The 17,448-nt window shown below is 70.9% G+C and carries 17 protein-coding genes; 4 read left to right on the top strand and 13 right to left on the bottom strand.

Going from position 1 to position 17,448, the window contains the following annotated elements; genetic code table 11:
• The first annotated feature begins 234 nt into the window (after positions 1-234).
• Positions 235-654, top strand: coding sequence for a VOC family protein (locus ACR9E9_RS10270; RefSeq protein WP_435198392.1), 420 nt, complete (start codon positions 235-237; stop codon positions 652-654).
• A 107-nt stretch (positions 655-761) separates the two neighbouring features.
• Here ACR9E9_RS10270 and ACR9E9_RS10265 read toward each other — a convergent pair whose 3' ends face one another.
• On the bottom strand, positions 762-1,100 hold the full coding sequence (locus ACR9E9_RS10265; protein ID WP_435198391.1) for a hypothetical protein: 339 nt from the start codon (positions 1,098-1,100) through the stop codon (positions 762-764).
• Between the two features lie 56 nt (positions 1,101-1,156).
• Here ACR9E9_RS10265 and ACR9E9_RS10260 point away from each other — a divergent pair, with 56 nt between their 5' ends.
• On the top strand, positions 1,157-2,026 hold the full coding sequence (locus tag ACR9E9_RS10260; RefSeq protein WP_435198390.1) for an alpha/beta fold hydrolase: 870 nt from the start codon (positions 1,157-1,159) through the stop codon (positions 2,024-2,026).
• Positions 2,027-2,098: 72 nt separating this feature from the next.
• Here ACR9E9_RS10260 and ACR9E9_RS10255 read toward each other — a convergent pair whose 3' ends face one another.
• The 7 genes from ACR9E9_RS10255 to ACR9E9_RS10225 form a co-directional block, all read right to left on the bottom strand.
• Positions 2,099-2,806: a DUF3159 domain-containing protein gene (locus ACR9E9_RS10255; RefSeq protein ID WP_435198389.1), complete on the bottom strand. Its 708-nt coding sequence runs from the start codon at positions 2,804-2,806 to the stop codon at positions 2,099-2,101.
• Positions 2,796-3,164, bottom strand: a complete 369-nt coding sequence (locus ACR9E9_RS10250) for an OB-fold nucleic acid binding domain-containing protein (protein WP_435198388.1) — start codon at positions 3,162-3,164, stop codon at positions 2,796-2,798. Before ACR9E9_RS10250 ends, ACR9E9_RS10255 begins: the two co-directional genes overlap by 11 nt.
• Positions 3,164-3,916 (bottom strand): DUF3710 domain-containing protein, encoded by a 753-nt coding sequence (locus ACR9E9_RS10245; protein WP_435198387.1) that lies wholly within the window; start codon positions 3,914-3,916, stop codon positions 3,164-3,166. The genes ACR9E9_RS10250 and ACR9E9_RS10245 overlap by 1 nt, the downstream gene beginning before the upstream one ends.
• Positions 3,913-4,395, bottom strand: a complete 483-nt coding sequence (gene dut, locus ACR9E9_RS10240; RefSeq protein WP_435198386.1) for a dUTP diphosphatase — start codon at positions 4,393-4,395, stop codon at positions 3,913-3,915. Before dut ends, ACR9E9_RS10245 begins: the two co-directional genes overlap by 4 nt.
• A 3-nt stretch (positions 4,396-4,398) precedes the next feature.
• Positions 4,399-4,698: a DUF4193 domain-containing protein gene (locus ACR9E9_RS10235; protein WP_435198385.1), complete on the bottom strand. Its 300-nt coding sequence runs from the start codon at positions 4,696-4,698 to the stop codon at positions 4,399-4,401.
• A 129-nt stretch (positions 4,699-4,827) separates the two neighbouring features.
• Entirely contained in the window at positions 4,828-5,691 is an 864-nt protein-coding gene (locus ACR9E9_RS10230) for an inositol monophosphatase family protein (protein WP_435198384.1), read from the bottom strand.
• A gap of 1 nt (position 5,692) precedes the next feature.
• On the bottom strand, positions 5,693-6,805 hold the full coding sequence (locus ACR9E9_RS10225; protein WP_435198383.1) for a ferrochelatase: 1,113 nt from the start codon (positions 6,803-6,805) through the stop codon (positions 5,693-5,695).
• A gap of 95 nt (positions 6,806-6,900) precedes the next feature.
• Between ACR9E9_RS10225 and sepH the strand changes: the two genes are divergently transcribed.
• Complete coding sequence (gene sepH, locus ACR9E9_RS10220) at positions 6,901-8,049, top strand: septation protein SepH (protein WP_435198382.1); 1,149 nt, start codon at positions 6,901-6,903, stop codon at positions 8,047-8,049.
• Between the two features lie 100 nt (positions 8,050-8,149).
• Here the strand turns inward: sepH and ACR9E9_RS10215 are convergent, their stop codons facing one another.
• The 4 genes from ACR9E9_RS10215 to ACR9E9_RS10200 are packed head-to-tail and all read right to left on the bottom strand — an operon-like array spanning position 8,150 to position 13,302.
• Positions 8,150-8,827, bottom strand: coding sequence for a thymidine kinase (locus tag ACR9E9_RS10215; protein WP_435198381.1), 678 nt, complete (start codon positions 8,825-8,827; stop codon positions 8,150-8,152).
• Between the two features lies 1 nt (position 8,828).
• Complete coding sequence (locus ACR9E9_RS10210; RefSeq protein ID WP_435198380.1) at positions 8,829-9,989, bottom strand: alkaline phosphatase family protein; 1,161 nt, start codon at positions 9,987-9,989, stop codon at positions 8,829-8,831.
• A 7-nt stretch (positions 9,990-9,996) separates the two neighbouring features.
• Complete coding sequence (locus ACR9E9_RS10205) at positions 9,997-10,608, bottom strand: DUF5998 family protein (protein ID WP_435198379.1); 612 nt, start codon at positions 10,606-10,608, stop codon at positions 9,997-9,999.
• Between the two features lie 12 nt (positions 10,609-10,620).
• Positions 10,621-13,302: a bifunctional acetate--CoA ligase family protein/GNAT family N-acetyltransferase gene (locus tag ACR9E9_RS10200; RefSeq protein WP_435198378.1), complete on the bottom strand. Its 2,682-nt coding sequence runs from the start codon at positions 13,300-13,302 to the stop codon at positions 10,621-10,623.
• A gap of 121 nt (positions 13,303-13,423) precedes the next feature.
• Here ACR9E9_RS10200 and ACR9E9_RS10195 point away from each other — a divergent pair, with 121 nt between their 5' ends.
• Positions 13,424-15,859: a DNA gyrase/topoisomerase IV subunit A gene (locus ACR9E9_RS10195; RefSeq protein ID WP_435198377.1), complete on the top strand. Its 2,436-nt coding sequence runs from the start codon at positions 13,424-13,426 to the stop codon at positions 15,857-15,859.
• A gap of 73 nt (positions 15,860-15,932) precedes the next feature.
• Here ACR9E9_RS10195 and ACR9E9_RS10190 read toward each other — a convergent pair whose 3' ends face one another.
• The gene (locus tag ACR9E9_RS10190) at positions 15,933-17,375 is read right to left on the bottom strand and encodes an APC family permease (protein ID WP_435198376.1); all 1,443 of its coding nucleotides are present in this window, start codon (positions 17,373-17,375) and stop codon (positions 15,933-15,935) included.
• Positions 17,376-17,448 lie beyond the last annotated feature (73 nt).

Below are 17,448 nucleotides of genomic sequence, written 5' to 3'. Positions count from 1 at the left end.
CTCAAAGTGGCCCGTCCCCCAAGAAGAGTGGGCGGCTGCTCGGTCCGGGAAAGGAGTTGGCCGGGAGCGAGAAGAACTCATGGATCTCGCGCCCGTTGAGGATGACCAACACATGCCCCGGCGCTGCGCAATCAAGGAATCCGGAAGGGCGGAGCGCGTCGCGGCGCCGCGTTCTGTGGGCGATCGGTACGTGGGTCCGCGAGCAGCGTCACCAGGAGATGGGAGACTCAGTTGATGAACGTTCTCTTTGTCGCCGGATTTGCCGTCATCAGCAGCACGCCGGGTCAAGACCTTCGTCTCTTCGTTGACACTTTGGGCCTTCCTCTCCGGCCGCCGACCAGTGTCCCGACCGCCGAGTACCGTTACTCCGAGCGCATCGATGGCACCAAGCATTTCGGGGTGTGGCCCCTGTCGGAGGCCGCACACGCCTGCTTCGGCACCCAGCAGTGGCCGGCCACGCATCCGATTCCGCAGGCCACGATCGAGTTCGAGGTCGAGGATGTCGAGGCAGCCGCGGCGGAACTTCACGAACAGGGCCATGGCCTGGTCCACGAAGTCCGTACCGAGCCGTGGGGTCAGGTCATCGCACGCTTCCAGTCGGCAGATGGCCTCTTGTTGGGTGTCTGCTCCACACCCCATCTCGCGCACGCATGACCTCTCGCAGTACCTCACCACCTTGAACGAACGCCGTCACACCGGCGACTGCGTGATCAAGAGTCTGGCGATCATGTCGCTGCAGCAAAGCGGAGGAGAAGGCTCGTTCACCCGGACTCCACCGGCGCGGGCGGCTCAGCTCCCCGCGCCCGTGAGATCCAAGATCTCGTCCTCGTCCGGGACGGAGACGTCCACCGATTCGTTGTAGTCGCCCACTCGTCGTTGCCGTCCTCGTCGAGGGCCAGGTCCACCCCCCGGGTGGCACCGCCCTGCTCGATCTCGCCGGAGATGCTCAACGAGCTGACCTCGCCCATGTCCGTTCGGACGCGTTCCATGATTTCCGGCCCGGACAACCCGTCCAGGCTGTCCTCGGCGCCCCCGCAGGCGCTCAGGCCCACGAGCATGGCCAGTCCCGCAAGTGCGGCGATGATGTCCCGGTTCCTCATGCGCACGACGCTAGCGCCTCGTCCGGTCGCGAGTCGCTCGGTGGCACACTCGTGGCATGTTCGGTGGGTTCACTGAGGGAATGGTCGACGCCGGCGACCTGTCCGTGTTCGCCCGGCACGCTGGGAACGGCCCAGCAGTGCTGCTGTTGCATGGTCACCCACGCACCTCGAGCACGTGGCATCGGGTGGCACCCCTCATGGTGGAGCAGGGACTGAGCGTCGTCTGCGCGGACCTGCCGGGCTATGGCAGGTCGGACAAGCCGGAGCCGACTGCCGACCATGCGCCCCACTCCAAGCGAGCCGGTGCCCGGTCCCTGGTGCACGCGATGGAGGAGCTGGGGCACGAGACATTCGCCGTCGTGGGCCACGACCGCGGCAGCTACTACGCCCTTCGCATGGCCCTGGACCACCCGGAGCGGGTCACTCGGGCCGCACTCCTGGACTGTGTGCCGATCAGTGAGCACCTGGATCGGGCAGACGCTCGATTCGCCACCGCCTGGTGGCACTGGTTCTTCTTCGCCCAACCCGAGGTGCCCGAACGGGTGATCAATGCCGACCCCGACGCCTGGTATGACGGTGACCCCGAGGCCATGGACGCGGAGAACTTCGCTGAATGGCGAGCCGCGATCCATGACCCGGCGGTGGTTCGCGCGATGGTGGAGGACTACCGGGCCGGCCTGGGCATCGACGCCGATCACGAGCGGGCAGACCGGGCGGCGGGGCGCCGCCTGCAGCAGCCTCTCCTGGTGCTGTGGTCCACGCGAGATGACCTCGAGGACCTGTACGGCGATCCGCTGCTCATCTGGCAGAACTGGGCGGATGACATCAGGGGAGGCGGTATCGACTCCGGCCACCACATGGCCGAGCAGGCACCGAAGGAACTCGCCGCGGCGCTGACCTCCTTCCTGGCGGATGCACCCCGGTAGCGGGCCACCGCATCGCAGTGCGCCTGCGCTCTCCGCACTCGCGCGAGGTGCCTCGTCACCGGGCGAAGGGGGTCACTCCCCCGAGTCGACCGGCTCACGAAGGTCGACGGGCTGGACGAGGTCGTCGTCCGGGTCGATCGGGGTGTGGCCCTTGAGGAGCATCGCGCCCATGATCGCCACCGCGCCCGCCCACAGCGGCCAGCCGAGGACGACCTTGGAGATCGTCAGCCCGGCGACGTTGTCGGTGAGGTAGAGCGGGCCCATGATCCCCACGCGGATGACGTAGACGCCCGCCAGGACCAGGGTGAGGCGACTGCAGACCGCGACGGCCGCGGGGTTGCGCCGCCAGCGGAAGGGATCACCCGCGGCGACGGCCGTCTGGTCGACCGCGCCGACCATGAGTCCGATGAGCGGCCACCGCACGAGCACGGACAGCACGGTGCCGACGAGGTAGGCGCACGAGGTGAGGATGCCCGGCAAGAAGGCGTCCTCGGCCTCGCCGGAGCGCAGCGCGAAGAAGGCGGCCAGCGCGGTGGCGAAGATCGACCCGAGGACGAACTGCAGGGTCTGGCGCTGGACGAGCCGGGCGATCGCGAAGACCACCGTGACCGCCACGGCGGCACCGAGGGAGGCATTGCGCTCCTGGGTCACCGACCACACGACGACGAAGACGAGCATCGGGAGGGCGGCCTCGATGGAGCCGCGAATGCCCCCGAGGGCCTCGCCCAGCCGGTGCCGGATCAGGGCCTCGACCGTGGGGTGGGCCGGCTCAGCGGCCATGGTGGGGCACCAGCTCGTAGGCCGGGTTGTAGATCGTCGGGACGCCCTCGGGGCGGCAGATCAGGCCGGTGACCTTGACGTAGGCGCCGGGCTCGATGCCGGTGATGCGACGCCGACCGAGCCAGACGAGCTGCACGGTCATCGACCCGTCGTAGACCTGGGCCACCAGCGCGGGGACGGTCGCGCGAGGCCGCAGCGTCACCGCAGCGACGGTCCCGGCCAGGGTGACGATCTCCCGGTCGGTGCCCGGGGCGAGCGGTCGACAGCCCTGGGCGGTGGCCGCCTCGCGCAGCTCTCCCGCGGCGACGTCGTCGTCGGAGCGACCGAAGTCGGCCAGTCGTCGCAGGAGGGCAGCCATCAGCGCACCTCGGTGATCTCTGGGCCTCGCTCGAAGGGCTTGAGGTCGTCGCCGGTCGGCGTGCCGTCCTCGTCGAGCTCCACCGGGTCGTCGGAGGCCTCTCTGGACGGCACGACGAGCGGGAGCATCTCGCGTGGGGCCCGGGGTTCGTCACCACGCGTGACGACGATCGAGCGCAGGCACTCGTCGTACGGGGCCCGAGCGGCCTCGTCGACTGCCGGCGCCCCGGAGTAGACCGCGCGCAGGAACCACCGGCTGCCGTCGACACCGGCGAAGATCGCCGGGGCGAAGACGGTGCGTCCTTGCGGACCGGGCTGGGCCAGGCGGGTGCGCAGCTCGGTGCCGAAGGGTCCGACGCCCTCCTCGACGGTGCCACCGTTGCCGCGGATCATCTCGGCGATCTCCTCGCGGATCTCACCCCAGATTCCGCTCGACCGGGGGGCGGCGAAGACCTGGATCTGGAGCGCGCCCTGATCGTCGGCCATCTGGATGGCCGAGGGCTCCTGGCTGGTGGCGTCCACCTCGAGGCGCAGCTCCATGCCCGGTCCGGGCAGAGCGTGCACGGAGCCGAGGTCGATCCGGGAACCCAGGTCGGTGACCTCGCTGCTGTCGCGGGGGCCCTCGGACGCCGTGACCGGGGCGGGGTCCACCGCAGCGTCCGTCGTGGTGTCCGCGCCGGTGTCGGCGGCGCCCTGCCCGGGCGTGCTCGCCTCGTCCTCGGCGATGTCCTTCTTCTTGCGGCCGAACATCATCCTCGTCCTGTCGTCGACAACGGGCCGAAGCCCCCACTGGATCCATGTCCAGTGTCGCCCCGCTCACTGGCCGGAAGCGAATCGACGGGGAGGAATTCCCCTTCGCCGACCTCCTGGAGCACCAGCTGGGCGATCCGGTCGCCCACGCGCACGGTGTAGGGCTCCCGGGCGTCGAGGTTGATGAGGTTGACGAGGATCTCGCCGCGGTAGCCGGAGTCCACGGTCCCGGGCGCGTTGACGACCGAGATCCCGTGCCGGGCCGCGAGACCCGAGCGCGGGTGCACCAGCGCCACCCACCCGGGCGGCAGCGCGAGGCTCACCCCGGTGGGCACGAGGGCTCGACACCCCGGCTCGAGGACGACCTCGGCGACCGAGGTCAGGTCAGCGCCGGCGTCCCCGGCCTTGGCGTACGCGGGCAGCCGCGCCTCCCGGTGCACCAGGTGCACCGGGACACGCGGCCGCCGCGACGCGTCAGTCACCGGTCAGGCGTCGCACTCGGTGCAGATCGGGCCGCTCTTGCCCTCGCGCGCCAACTGGCTGCGGTGGTGGACGAGGAAGCAGCTCGTACAGGTGAACTCGTCCGCCTGACGGGGAACGACCCGCACCGACATCTCCTCGCCGGACAGGTCGGCGCCGGGCAGCTCGAAGCCTTCGGCCATCTCCGTCTCGTCGACGTCGACATTGGATGAGGTCGCGTCACCGCGACGGGACTTCAGCTCTTCGATCGAGTCCTCGGACAGCTCGTCGTCGGTCTTGCGAGGGGCGTCGTAATCGGTCGCCATCTCTCCTGATTCCTTGGGGGCTAGCAGTGCTGGAACGTGGGTCGCCGTTGTCAACGCAGCAGGTGCTGAATTTGTGCCCGGCGCGCCGGATTGTGCCCTATCTACCCGCGCCACGCCACCCTGAACCACCTACCGGTCGATTTCCCGACCGACGTGGGCCACCACCTCGCCGAGCACCGACCCCAGGGCGCGGTGGACGGCAGGGCCCCCGGCGAGCGTCATGGTGTCGGTGGGGTGCCCCCCGTCGAGGTCCGTGACGAGCGCGCCGGCCTCCGCGGCGACGAGCCAGCCCGCCGCCATGTCCCACGGGTTGAGACCTCGCTCGTAGTACACGTCGAGGCTCCCGTCGGCGACCCGGCAGAGGTCCAGCGCAGCACTCCCGAGGCGCCGGATGTCACGCACCCGAGGCAGCAGACCGGCCAGGACCTCGCCCTGCCACCGACGACGCTCGGCGTCGTAGCCGAAGCCGGTACCGCACAGGGCCAGGCCCAGCTCCGTGTCCGTGACCCGCAGGGTCCGGGCGTCCCCGTCGCGCACGGCCCGTCGGGCACCACCGCCGAGGGTGGCGGTGAACCGCTCCCCCGTCACCGGGTTGACCACCGCGCCGGCCACCGGACGCCAGGCGCCAGCGGTCGAGGGGTCGCCGACGACGGCCGCGACGGAGACGGCGTAGGCGGGGATGCCGTAGAGGTAGTTCACGGTGCCGTCGATCGGGTCGACGACCCAGGTGATGCCCGAGGAGCCGGCCCGGCCGCCACGCTCCTCCCCGGCGAAGCCGTCCTGCGGCCGCAGCTCGGCGAGGCGGGTGAGCAGCAGGTCCTGGCTGCGCTGGTCCATGACCGTGACGACGTCGGTCGCCGAGGACTTGGTCTCCGCGACCCCGAGGTCGGGCGGGCGCTCGTCGACGATGAGGCGGCCCGCCTCGACCGCCACCTGCTCGGCGACGGCGACGAGGACTCTCGGGTCGATGCCCTCGGGTAGCGGGATGGTCACGTCAGTCCTCTCCGCAGAGAGCGGGACGCGCCGTCTGCAGGTTCGGGCAGCACCCGAGGGGGCAGCGCGAGGGGTGGGAGTCGAGATCGCGCCAGGTGGCGCGCACGGGGTCCTCGCCGCGGGCCTGGCCGGCCCGCTCGAGGAGCAGGTCGGCGAGCCCGGCGACGAAGGCCGGGTCCGTCCCCGGGGTGGGCACACGGGTGTGGGCCAGGCCCAGCTGCGCCGCGGTCTCGGCCGCCTCGACGTCGAGGTCGTGGACGACCTCCATGTGGTCGGAGATGAAACCCAGGGGGACGAGGACGACGTGCTCGACGTGCCCCTCCTCGGCGAGCTCGCGCAGGCGGTCGTTGACGTCCGGCTCGAGCCAGGGGGTGCGCGGTGACCCCGAGCGGGAGCAGAAGGCCAGCCCACCGGGCAGGTCGACGCCCAGGGCGGTGTCGACCTCCGCGAGGATCGCCGCCGCGGTCTCCGCCTGGTCGGCGGAGTAGGCGCGGCCCTCCCCGTCGCCCGGGCCGGAGGTCTCGTCCATTGCGTCGGGGATCGAGTGGGTGATGAAGAGCAGCGCCACGGCCTCGGCGCCGACCGCGGCGACCGCCTCCCGGGTGGCGGTGAGCGTGTCCCGGGCGAAGGTCCCGGCGAAGCCGGGGTGCTCGCCGAAGGGCCGGATCTTGTCGAGGACGAGGTCCGGGTGCTCGGTGACGGCCTCGGCGAGGCCCTCCCGGTACTGCCGGCACGAGGAGTAACTGCGCCAGCCACTCGTGGGGATGACCGCCACCCGGGTGGCGCCGGCGGCGGAGAGCTGCTCCAACGCGTCCGCGACGAAGGGGGCGGAGTTGCGGTTGCCGAGGACGACCGGGAGCGGGTGGCCGCGCTCGGTGAGCTCGGCGGCGAGGTCCGCGACGAGCCGTCGGTTGAGCGCAGGCAGGGGGCTGACACCGCCGACCCGGTCGTAGTGCTCGCCGACCTCGACGAGTCGCTCGTCCGGCACCCCGCGTCCGGCGGTGACCCGGCGGAGGAAGGGCAGGACCTCGTCGGGCCCCTCGGGCCCCCCGAAGGACTGCAGGAGCACCCCGTCGTAGGGGTACAGCGGGGACTCGTCATCCGACTTCGGCATGGACACAAGGTATCCCTGCGGCGTGTGCGGCCACGGATCGGGCAGGGCAGGTGGCAGAGTCGGCGAAGAGCACGAGCGGACGAGAGGGAATGCTGATGCGCGACCTGCGACTCATCGGGGTGCACGACGACGGCGAGCACCTCGTCGTCACCGACGACGCCGGCGAGGAGTACCGCCTGCGGATCGACGAACCCCTGCGCGCGGCCGCCCGCCGGGACCGCCCACGACTCGGGCAGCTCCAGATCGCCATCGACAACAACGTGCGTCCGCGTGAGGTGCAGGCGATGATCCGTGCGGGTGCGACGCCCGACGAGGTCTCGGCCCGCACCGGCTGGGACCTGGACAAGATCGCCCGCTTCGAGGGGCCGGTCATCGCCGAGCGCGAGCACGTGGCCGGCCGGGCACAGGCCGTGCGCATGCGCGGGACCAATCAGGCCGGCGCCCCCGAGACCCTGGCCCAGCGCGCCGCGACCCGACTGACCGGTCGTGGCGTCGAGCCCTTCTCGGTCGCGTGGGACGCCTTCCGTGACGCCGAGGGGCAGTGGACGGTCACGGCGATCTTCACCGCCGGCGGCCGGGAGCGGACCGCCACCTGGTGGTTTGACGTGGCCGGCATGAGCGTCGTGGCGAAGAACGACGAGGCGAAGTGGCTCTCCGAGGCCGACACCCCCGCCGGCCCCGTCCCGGCCACGGTGCACCGCCCGACGGCCGTCTTCGACGTCGAGGTGGAGGAGAAGAGCGCCGAGCGGGCGACCCGCGCCAACACCGACGACCTCATCAACTCCATGCGTGAGCACTCCGGCGCCAAGAGCCGCCGTCGCGGTTCCCGTCGACGCTCCCGGGCGGGCGACGGCGCCTCGACCGCCACCGAGGACGCCCTGCCTCTCGACGCCCTCGAGGAGCCGCCCCCGGCCGCACGGGGGACCCACCCCCAGGACCTCGACGAGGCCGCCGAGCAGGAGTCGGTGACGGCAACCGACGAACCCGAGACGCCGGATGCCCCGACGGGTGGGGCGGACTCGGACGAGACGGACACGAAGGACGCGCTCGTCGAGGATGCCTCCGATGAGGAGGAGGACCACGACGAGGTGCCCGAGGAGGAGACCACGGGCGAGACGGACACTGCCTCCGCCGACGAGGGCGCCGGCCGCGGCCGGCCCTCTCGGGGCAAGAACCGCGCCCGCAAGGGGCGCGCGAGCGTCCCGAGCTGGGACGACGTGATGTTCGGCACCGCCAAGGAGTGACGACTCCCTCCCCCTTCGCATCTGCCTAGGCAAATGCGAAGGGGCCCGCATCTGCCTAGGCAAATGCGACCCCCAGCCGCATCTGCCTGGGCAGATGCGGTCAGGCGGGCGGCGGGACCGGGCAGGCAGCGAGGTCGAAGGGCAGGACGTCCGCGGACTGCGCGGCGGCCTGGGCGGCCTTCGAGCTCATCCTGCGCATGTGGTGCCGGCGGCAGAGGACCTCGTACTCGACCTCCCCCTCGTCGACGTCGGTGGTGTCCCCGACGACGACCTGCTCACCCTCGATGACCATCGCCCCGGCGACCACGCGGGCATTGTGCGTCGCGCGGCGGCCGCACCAGCACAGCGCAGCCACCTGCAGGACCTGGGTCCGGTCGGCGAGCTCGATGAGTCGCCGGCTGCCGGGGAAGAGCTCCGTGCGGAAGTCGCTGGTGATCCCGAAGGCGAAGACCTCGATGTCGAGCTCGTCGACGACGCGGGCGAGCTGCTCGACCTGTTCGGGTGTGTAGAACTGCGACTCGTCGCAGATGAGGTAGTCGACGCGCCCGCCGGCCGTGAGCTGGCCGACGACCGTCTCCCAGAAGTCGAGCTCCTCCCCCACCTCGATGGCAGACGTGGCCAGCCCCAGTCGGGAGGAGAGGAGCGCCTCCCCCGAGCGATCGAGTCGCGTGAAGATCAGGCCCACCCGTCCGCGGGCGCGGTGGTTGTGGTCCATCTGGAGGGCCAGCGTCGACTTGCCGCAGTCCATGGTCCCGGCGAAGAAGGTCAGCTCGGCCATCTCAGGCGTCCCGTGCGGGCAGGGTCAACCACGGGATGGCGACCTCGTCGGCCGTGATCGACCCGTGCACGCCGATCAGCGCCCGCAGCTCGGGTCGGTGGCGGCGGGAGTCGACGACGGCCACCGGTCCGGTCATCGCGGCGATGACGTCACCGATCCGGGGCCGCACGAGGTCGTCCACCCGGCCGAACCACCCTGCGGCCACGGCCTCCTCGCCGGTGATGACGTGGGCCTCGTCGCCGAGGCGCGAGCGCCACGCGGCGAGCACGTCGTCGAGTGCGCCCGGCTGCACGTGCAGCTGGACGCAGCGAGGTTCGCCGGACACGTGCCGCACCCCCGCGTCGAGCTCGGGCTCGGTGGCGATGTCCGGCCGGGCGTCGAGTGGCACATCGACCATGCCGTGGTCGGCGGTGATGTGCATCGAGGTGTCCGGGGGCAGCAGGTCCGCCAGGCGGGAGAGCTGCGCGTCGACCTCCTCGAGCTCCTCCCCCCACTGCCGCGAGTCGCTGCCGTGGACGTGGCCGATCTTGTCGATGTCGCCCCAGTACAGGTAGACCAAGGAGCGTGGTTGGGCCCGAAGGGCGGTCACCGTCGCGTCGACGCGCGCGGCCAAGGACTTCGCTGCGATGAACGCGCCACCGCGAAGGGCCGCCTCGGTCAGGCCGGAGCCGTCGAAGAAGCCCGGCCCGACCCGGGTGACGGCCACTCCGGCGCCCTGCGCCGCCTGGAAGACCGTCGGGTGCGGCTGCCACCGGTGCGGTGCGGGGCCGTCCTCCCAGGAGAGCTCGTTGAAGACCGCGTCGGTCTGCGGGTCGTAGGCCTCGTACCCGACGAGCCCGTGCACGCCCGCGAGGGAGCCGGTCCCGAAGGTGCCCATGGACGTCGCCGTCGTCGAGGGGAAGCCGCAGTCGATCCGCGCCGCGCTCGTCGGGTCCTGCAGCAGGCGACGGAGGAAGGGAGCGTGCCCCCCGCGCCGGGCGAGCAGCTCGGAGCCGAGCCCGTCGACGAGGACGACGACGGAGCGGCGGGCCGGTGGGAGGTGCCGGTCTCCCCCCTTCGCCAGGTCGGGGACGCCGAGGCTGGCGGCAATCGCCGGGAGCACGCGGTCGAGGCGGGGCGTGGCCGGCAGGAGGGGAGCCGGCTGGGTCGAGTGGTGGGCCATGCCGCAGTCAGTGCCCGATGCTCGAGGACAGGTCGCGGGCGAACTCGATGGCCCGGTCGAGGGCCGCCCGACCCTCGGCCTCTGCGCTGATCCGCAGACCGATGTCGTCGGCGGCAATGGTTCCCTCGTACCCGTGGTCGCCCCCCTCGCAGTCGGGGTCGCCGCACTGGCCGGGGAGGAGGTCGACACGGCTGACCGCGCCCCAGCCGATGGTCAGGGTCATCTCGCGCCCCAGCGACCCGGGCACGTAGTTCGACGGGTCGTCCGCCACGTGGGTGAGCATGACGCCACGGACCGCGGACAGCGGGATGCACTCCGTCGTCGCCGTGGCCACCTCGCGGGTTCCGGTGGTCCCCGACGGGTCGGCGAAGTCGTCGGCGTGGGCGATGAGGAGCCGGGTCCCGGTGCGGACGAAGACGGTGATGTGCCGCCGCACGGCATCCTGGTCGAAGGTCGTCTCCTGGTGGACGAGGTGGCTGAAGACCTTCTCGGTCCCGAGTGCGGCCTTGACGACATCGCCGACGAGCGCCGGGTAGTACCCCGCGCGATCGATGTCGGCGGTGAGGGCGTCAGGCAGCGTGATCGCCGTGAGATCGGCAGGAACGGACATGTCCGCCATTGTGCCCCAGCCTCAGGCAAGGCTCCGAGCGCCCGGGTCCGTGCGACGCCGGGCCGGGGCGATGATGATCTCCGCCCCGAGGACGGTCGCACCGCTCGGGTGCGCGATCACCGGGTTGAGCTCCACCGAGGACAGCTCGAGGAAGTCGTCGGACATCAGCGACAGACGACCGAGGATGTCCTCGAGGGCGGCGCGGTCCACCGGCGGCGACCCACGGTAGCCGGTGAGCAGCGGCGCGGACTTCACCTCCTCGACGAGCTCCCGCACGTCGACATCCGTCAGCGGAGGGATCCGGTAGGCGATGTCGTCGAGCATGGTCGTCGGCGCCCCGGCGATGCTGAAGGAGACGACCGGCCCGAAGAGGGGGTCCTCGATCGTGGAGAGCACGGTCGAGACCCCGGGACCGGCCATCTTCTGGACGACGAAGTAGTTGGCATCCATGGGCGCCAGACGACGGTCCATCGTCTCGAACGCCGCCCGGACGGCCACCTCGTCGTGCAGGTCCACGCGGATGCCCTCGAGCAGGGCCTGACCGCGCACGAGCGGCGAGAGCGACTTCACGACGACCGGGTAACCGACCTGCTCGGCCGCCGCGACCGCCTCGTCCGCGGTGGCCGCCTCGTGCCGGGACCACACGTCGATGCCGTAGGCGGCGAGCAGCTCGTGGGCCTCCTCGCTCGTGAGGGCCCGTCCCTCCGGGTCCTCCTCGAGGATCCGGTCGAGCAGGCCCCGGACCGCCCAGCGGTCGATGCCCTCCCGGACGACATTCACGCCCTTGTCCTTCTCCCGCCACTGGCCGTAGTCGGTGGCCGCCGACAGGGCGCGGATCGCCTCCTCCGGCATCGCGTAGAGCGGGACGGCCTGGCGGGGCACGTCGTCGGCGTACTCACCGAACTCGTGCAGGAAGGCCCCGTCCCCGCCGTCGTCGACGCCGCGCAGCCCGAGCAGGGTGGCCACGCAGGGCTTCTCCGAGTGGGAGGCCGCATAGCGCAGTGCCTCGACGACCTCCTGGTCGAGGGCGCCCACCGGCGGGATGAAGCAGACGATCACCGAGTCGACCTCCGGGTCCGCGAAGGCCGCGTCCACGGCGGACTGGAACTCCTCGGCCGTGGCCTCGGTGGGCACGGCCACGGGCCCGTGGACGACCTCGAGGCCACGCTCGGTCGCATTGTCCGCGCACAGCGCGGCGAGCTGGCTGGAGTTGCCGACGACAGCGACCCTGCGCCCGGTCGGCAGCGGCTGGTGCACGAGCAGCTGCGCGACGTCGAACATCTGGTGGACGTTCTCGCAGTGGATGACTCCGGCCTGCTCGAGCATCGAGGTGAAGGCGTGCGGCTTGACCTTGGGCCGGCGCACCTTGTGCCCGGGGGGCGACCCGTAGCTCGCCGAGACCGGCTTGACGACGATGACCGGCTTGTTCGTCGCGAGGTGGCGGGCGATGCGGGAGAACTTGCGCGGATTGCCCATCGACTCGAGGTAGAGGCCGACCGCGTGGGTGCGCTCGTCCTCGACCCAGTACTGCATGAGGTCGTTGCCGGAGACGTCGACGCGGTTGCCGGCCGAGGCGAAGACCGAGATGCCGAGGTTGCGTCGGGCCGCGGAGTCGAGGTTGGCGATGGCCAGGGCCCCACTCTGGGAGAACAGGCCGAGGTGACCCGACCTCGGGATGGTCGCGGTGAGCGTCGCGTTGAGGCTGACCTCTGGGTCGTTGTTGATCAGTCCGAAGGAGTTCGGGCCGACGACCCGCATGCCGTGCCTGCGGGCCAGGCGCAGGACCTCCTGCTGGAGTCGGCTGCCGGCCTCATCGACCTCGGCGAAGCCCGAGGAGATGATCAGCAGCGTCTTCACCCCCGCCGTGGCGCACGCTCCCACGACCTCGAGCACGCCGTCGGAGGGGACGGCGATGATCGCCAGCTCCGCTCCCCCGTCGATGTCGGTGATCGAGCGCACCGCCTCGACGCCCAGGACGGTGTCGGCGTTGGGGTTGACGGCGTACACGCTGCCGGTGAAGCCACCGTGGATGACCTGCTTGAGCACCTGGTGGCCGATGGCCCGCTCACGGCGGCTCGCACCGATGACCGCCACCGACGCCGGGTGGAGCATCGCCCGCACGCTCTGCGACTCGGCGCGGTGCTCCCGGGCGAAGCGCACCGACAACGACTGGGCCGTGGGCTCGATGGCGAAGTGCAGCGAGACCACCCCGTCCTCGAAGTGCCGGTCGACCTGGTACCCGGCCTCGGCGAAGACCGAGAGCATCTTGCGGTTGTGCGGCAGGACCTCGGCCTCGAAGTGGTCGATGTCGCGGAACTGGGCGAGCGCGGCGAGGTGCTCCAGGAGCACCGAGCCGATGCCCTTGCCGTGGTAGTGGTCCGAGATGTTGAAGGCGACCTCGGCGGTGTGCTCGCTGACCCGGTCGTAGCGCCCGATGCCGATGATGTCGTCACGGATCGTCGCGACGAGAGCCATCCGGTCGATGTAGTCGACCTCGGTGAAGCGCTTGATGTCCCGGTCGCTGAGGGTGCGCATCGGCGCGAAGAAGCGCAGGTAGATCGACTCGTCGGACTGCGCGGCGTGGAATCGCCGGACCGCGTCCGCGTCGGTGGGCTTGATGGGACGCAGCCTGCAGACCGAGCCGTCCCGCAGGACGACGTCGGCCTCCGCCAGCACCGGGTACCCCGGTGGGAGTTGCGTCATGTCGACAATCCTGCCAGACCCGCGGGCCGGCGCCGATGTGTGTCGCAACCGGCTCCACGGCCCCCAAGGGGTGAGGATGAGCGGGTCAGACGCCCGTTCTCACCAGGAGTTCCCTGCCCGCATGGCCCGCCGTTCCGCACCTGCTCCCCGCCCCGACGTCCCCGAGCGGATCGAGGACATCGACGTCGCGGACGAGATGCGCAACGCCTTCCTCGAGTACAGCTACTCGGTGATCCACGCCCGCGCCCTGCCGGACGCGCGCGACGGCCTGAAGCCGGTGCACCGACGGATCCTCTACGCGATGAGCGAGATGGGGCTGCGGCCCGAGCGCGGCCACGTGAAGTCCTCCCGGGTCGTCGGCGAGGTCATGGGCAAGTACCACCCCCACGGCGACTCGGCGATCTACGACGCCCTGGTGCGCCTGGCCCAGGCCTTCTCGATGCGGCTGCGCCTCGTCGACGGCCACGGCAACTTCGGTTCCCTCGACGACGGCCCCGCCGCCAGCCGGTACACCGAGGCCCGCATGGCCCCCGCCGCGCTGCTCATGGTCACCGGTCTCGACGAGGACACCGTCCCCTTCGTCCCCAACTACGACGACCAGCTCCTGCAGCCGGAGGTCCTCCCTTCGGCCTACCCGAACCTCCTCGTCAACGGCACGACGGGCATCGCCGTCGGCATGGCGACGAACATGCCACCCCACAATCTCGTCGAGGTCATCGGCGCGGCCCGCCACCTGCTGACCCATCCGGGCGCGAGCCTGGACGACCTGATGAAGTTCGTCCCCGGCCCCGACCTGCCGGGTGGTGGACGGATCGTCGGACTCGACGGGATCCGCGACGCCTACCTCACCGGTCGTGGCAGCTTCCGCACCCGTGCGACGACCCGGATCGAGAAGGTCTCGCCGCGTCGCCAGGGCATCATCGTCACCGAGCTGCCCTACCTCGTCGGCCCCGAGAAGGTCATCGAGAAGATCAAGGACGCCGTCCAGTCCAAGAAGCTGCAGGGCATCGCCGACGTCAAGGACCTCACCGATCGCGAGTCTGGCATGCAGCTGGTCATCGAGATCAAGAACGGCTTCAATCCCGAGGCCGTCCTCGAGACGCTCTACAAGCTCACCCCGATGGAGGACTCGTTCTCCATCAACAACGTCGCGCTCGTCGAGGGCCAGCCGCGCACGATGGGGCTGAAGGAACTGCTCACCGTCTACATCGACTTCCGACGCGACGTCGTCCGGCGGCGCAGCGAGTACCGGCTGGCGAAGCGACGCGAGCGACTGCATCTTGTCGAGGGCCTGCTCATCGCGATCGTCGACATCGACGAGGTCATCCAGGTCATCCGCACCAGCGACGACGCGGGGACCGCCCGGACCCGGCTCCAGGAGGTCTTCGACCTCTCCGAGCCGCAGGCGACCTACATCCTCGACCTGCAGCTGCGCCGCCTGACGAAGTTCTCCACCCTCGAGCTGGAGAAGGAGCAGAGCGAGCTGCTCGAGCAGATCGCGCAGCTCGAGGAGATCCTCGGCGACGACTCGGTCTTCACCAAGCTCGTCTCCAGCGAGCTCGCCGACGTGGCGAAGAAGCACGGGGACCCCCGGCGGACCGTCCTGCTCGAGTCGGCGGGGGCGCCGGTGGCCACGAGCGCGCCGCTCGAGGTCGCGGACGACCCGTGCTGGGTGCTCCTCTCGAGCACCGGTCTGCTGGCCCGCACCAGCGATGCCGAGCCGCTCCCCACCGAGGGAGCCCGGGCCAAGCACGATGCGATCGTCGCCGCCGTGCGCACGAGCGCGCGCGGCGAGGTCGCGGTCGTGACCTCCACCGGGCGCATGGTGCGCCTGGGCGCCCTCGAGCTGCCGACGCTGCCCCCCTCCAACGGCGCGCCGACCCTCTCCGGCGGGGCGCCGCTGGCGGCCTACGTCGACCTGGCCGGCGACGAGCGCGCGCTGACCCTCACGAGCCTGTCCGCCGAGTCGCCCGGGGTGGCGCTCGGGACCGCCCACGGGATCGTCAAGCGCGTGACCACCGACTACCCCAAGGGGCACGACTGGGAGGCGATCTCCCTCAAGGACGGCGACCACGTCGTCGGTGCGGTCGAGCTGAGCTCGGGCGAGGAGGAGCTCGTCTTCGTCACCTCGCAGGCCGGCCTGCTGCACTTCCCCGCCGGTGACGTGCGACCGCAGGGCCGAGGCGGCAGCGGCATCGCCGGTGTGCGCCTGCCCGACGGGGCCACGGTCGTCTTCTTCGGAGCGGTCGACCCCGGTGTCGACTCGATCGTCGTCACGGTCTCCGGCGCCGCCGACTCCCTTCCCGACACCGATCCCGGAGCCTGGAAGGTCTCCCCGTTCACCGAGTACCCCGGCAAGGGGCGCGGCACCGGTGGCGTGCGCGCCCACCGCTTCCTCAAGGGTGAGGACGGGCTGCTCCTCGCCTGGGTCGGCCGGGCCGGTGCCCGCGCCTCCCAGCCCAATGGTGTGGCGATCACCCTCCCGGAGCCCGACGGCCGCCGGGACGGCTCCGGTGTGCCGGCCACCGCCGTCATCGGTGGCATCGGCGCCCTCTGAGCCAGCGGGTCGCGAGAGCGCATGAGGAAGGGGGTCGGGCACCGTGCCCGACCCCCTTCCTCATGCGTGGACGTCAGTCGTGGTCGATGTGCTCGACATCGCGGATGAAGGTCTTCTTGCCGTAGACCGCCCGGTTGATGAACCAGGTGATGACCCACAGCACGAGCCCCAGGGCGAGCAGCCCGCCGGCGATGACGTACTGCTCCTGCTGCTCCTCGCTGCGCGCCCACGGCCCGACGAGGAAGAGGCAGGTGACCATGCCGATGATCGGCATGACCGTCGGGGTGCGGAAGTGCTTGCGACCCACGTCCTCGCGGCGCAGCACGAGGACGGCGACGTTGACGACGGCGAAGACGGTCAGCAGCAGCAACGAGGTCGTGCCACCGAGGAGCGCGACGACCTTCGACTCGCTGTCGAGGACGACGTAGGTGATGAGGGCGAACGAGATCAGGGTCGTGAAGAGGATCGACACCCAGGGCGTCTGCCGGGTCTTGTGGACCGCCCCCAGTCCCGGGGGCAGCACCTCCTGCTTGGCCATGCCGTAGAGCAGCCGAGAGGCCATGAGCATGTTGATCAGGGCAGAGTTGGCCACGGCGAACATCCCGATGAAGGGGAAGATCTTGTCGAAGGGCAGCCCGGGGGCGCCCGCCGCCACGACCTGCGTCAGCGCCGACCGCTCGCCACCGACGAGCTCACCGACGGGGACGAGCGCCACCGCGGTGATCGAGACGAGCACGTAGATCACGCCGGCGATGCCGAGGCCGGTGAGCATGACCTTCGGGAAGATCTTCGAGGGCTCCTTCGTCTCCTCGGCCATGTTGACCGAGTCCTCGAAGCCCACCATCGCGAAGAAGGCGAGGGCCGTCGCGGAGGTGATGGCGAAGAAGGTGTTCTTGTCGCCGGGGCTCTCGAAGACGATCACCCGGGAGAAGTCGGCGTTGCCCTGGGTCACGGCGAAGAGCCCGACGAAGATGATCAGCAGCAGACCGGAGAGCTCGACGAGGGTGAGCACGACATTGGCCTTGACGCTCTCCCCGACCCCGCGCAGGTTGACCAGCGCGATGACGGCCATGAAGGCCAGGGCGACGAAGAGCAGCTGGATGGACCCGTCCTCCCAGTCGAGCATCAGCCCGTCGCGCAGGAAGCCGGCAAAGGCGTTGGACGCCGTCGATGCCGAGGTGATGCCGGAGCACATCACGGCGAAGGCGACGATGAAGGTGACGAAGTGCAGGCCGAAGGCCTTGTGGATGTACGTGGCCGCGCCCCCGGCGCGCGGGTACTTCGTCACGAGCTCGAGGTAGGACAGCGCCGTGATCGTGGCGACGAGGAAGGCGGCGATGAAGGGGGCCCACGCGGCGCCACCCACCTCGGCGGCGACATCACCGGTGAGCGCGTAGACACCGGTACCGAGGATGTCCCCGATGATGAACAGGAGCAGGAGCTTGGGCCCCATGACCCGCTTGAGCTCGGTCGGGTCCTCACCACTGCGAGGGTCCGAGGTGGCGACGTCGGACATGGGGCCTCCCCTGAAGTCGGGTGCGCGGATGCGCATAACCCCCCAACGGTGACCCACGTCACCGGCTGACGCA

The organism is Janibacter sp. GS2 (assembly GCF_051200835.1).
In the GTDB taxonomy this organism is placed as follows: Bacteria; Actinomycetota; Actinomycetes; order Actinomycetales; family Dermatophilaceae; genus Janibacter.
This window is presented reverse-complemented; position numbering and strand designations above follow the sequence as displayed.

Coding starts and splice junctions, on each gene's coding strand:
- ACR9E9_RS10270 (WP_435198392.1), top strand. CDS start 235: ATGAACGTTCTCTTTGTCGCCGGATTTGCCGTCATCAGCAGCACGCCG.
- ACR9E9_RS10265 (WP_435198391.1), bottom strand. CDS start 1,100: ATGAGGAACCGGGACATCATCGCCGCACTTGCGGGACTGGCCATGCTC.
- ACR9E9_RS10260 (WP_435198390.1), top strand. CDS start 1,157: ATGTTCGGTGGGTTCACTGAGGGAATGGTCGACGCCGGCGACCTGTCC.
- ACR9E9_RS10255 (WP_435198389.1), bottom strand. CDS start 2,806: ATGGCCGCTGAGCCGGCCCACCCCACGGTCGAGGCCCTGATCCGGCAC.
- ACR9E9_RS10250 (WP_435198388.1), bottom strand. CDS start 3,164: ATGGCTGCCCTCCTGCGACGACTGGCCGACTTCGGTCGCTCCGACGAC.
- ACR9E9_RS10245 (WP_435198387.1), bottom strand. CDS start 3,916: ATGATGTTCGGCCGCAAGAAGAAGGACATCGCCGAGGACGAGGCGAGC.
- ACR9E9_RS10235 (WP_435198385.1), bottom strand. CDS start 4,698: ATGGCGACCGATTACGACGCCCCTCGCAAGACCGACGACGAGCTGTCC.
- ACR9E9_RS10225 (WP_435198383.1), bottom strand. CDS start 6,805: ATGCCGAAGTCGGATGACGAGTCCCCGCTGTACCCCTACGACGGGGTG.
- sepH (WP_435198382.1), top strand. CDS start 6,901: ATGCGCGACCTGCGACTCATCGGGGTGCACGACGACGGCGAGCACCTC.
- ACR9E9_RS10215 (WP_435198381.1), bottom strand. CDS start 8,827: ATGGCCGAGCTGACCTTCTTCGCCGGGACCATGGACTGCGGCAAGTCG.
- ACR9E9_RS10210 (WP_435198380.1), bottom strand. CDS start 9,989: ATGGCCCACCACTCGACCCAGCCGGCTCCCCTCCTGCCGGCCACGCCC.
- ACR9E9_RS10205 (WP_435198379.1), bottom strand. CDS start 10,608: ATGGCGGACATGTCCGTTCCTGCCGATCTCACGGCGATCACGCTGCCT.
- ACR9E9_RS10200 (WP_435198378.1), bottom strand. CDS start 13,302: ATGACGCAACTCCCACCGGGGTACCCGGTGCTGGCGGAGGCCGACGTC.
- ACR9E9_RS10195 (WP_435198377.1), top strand. CDS start 13,424: ATGGCCCGCCGTTCCGCACCTGCTCCCCGCCCCGACGTCCCCGAGCGG.
- ACR9E9_RS10190 (WP_435198376.1), bottom strand. CDS start 17,375: ATGTCCGACGTCGCCACCTCGGACCCTCGCAGTGGTGAGGACCCGACC.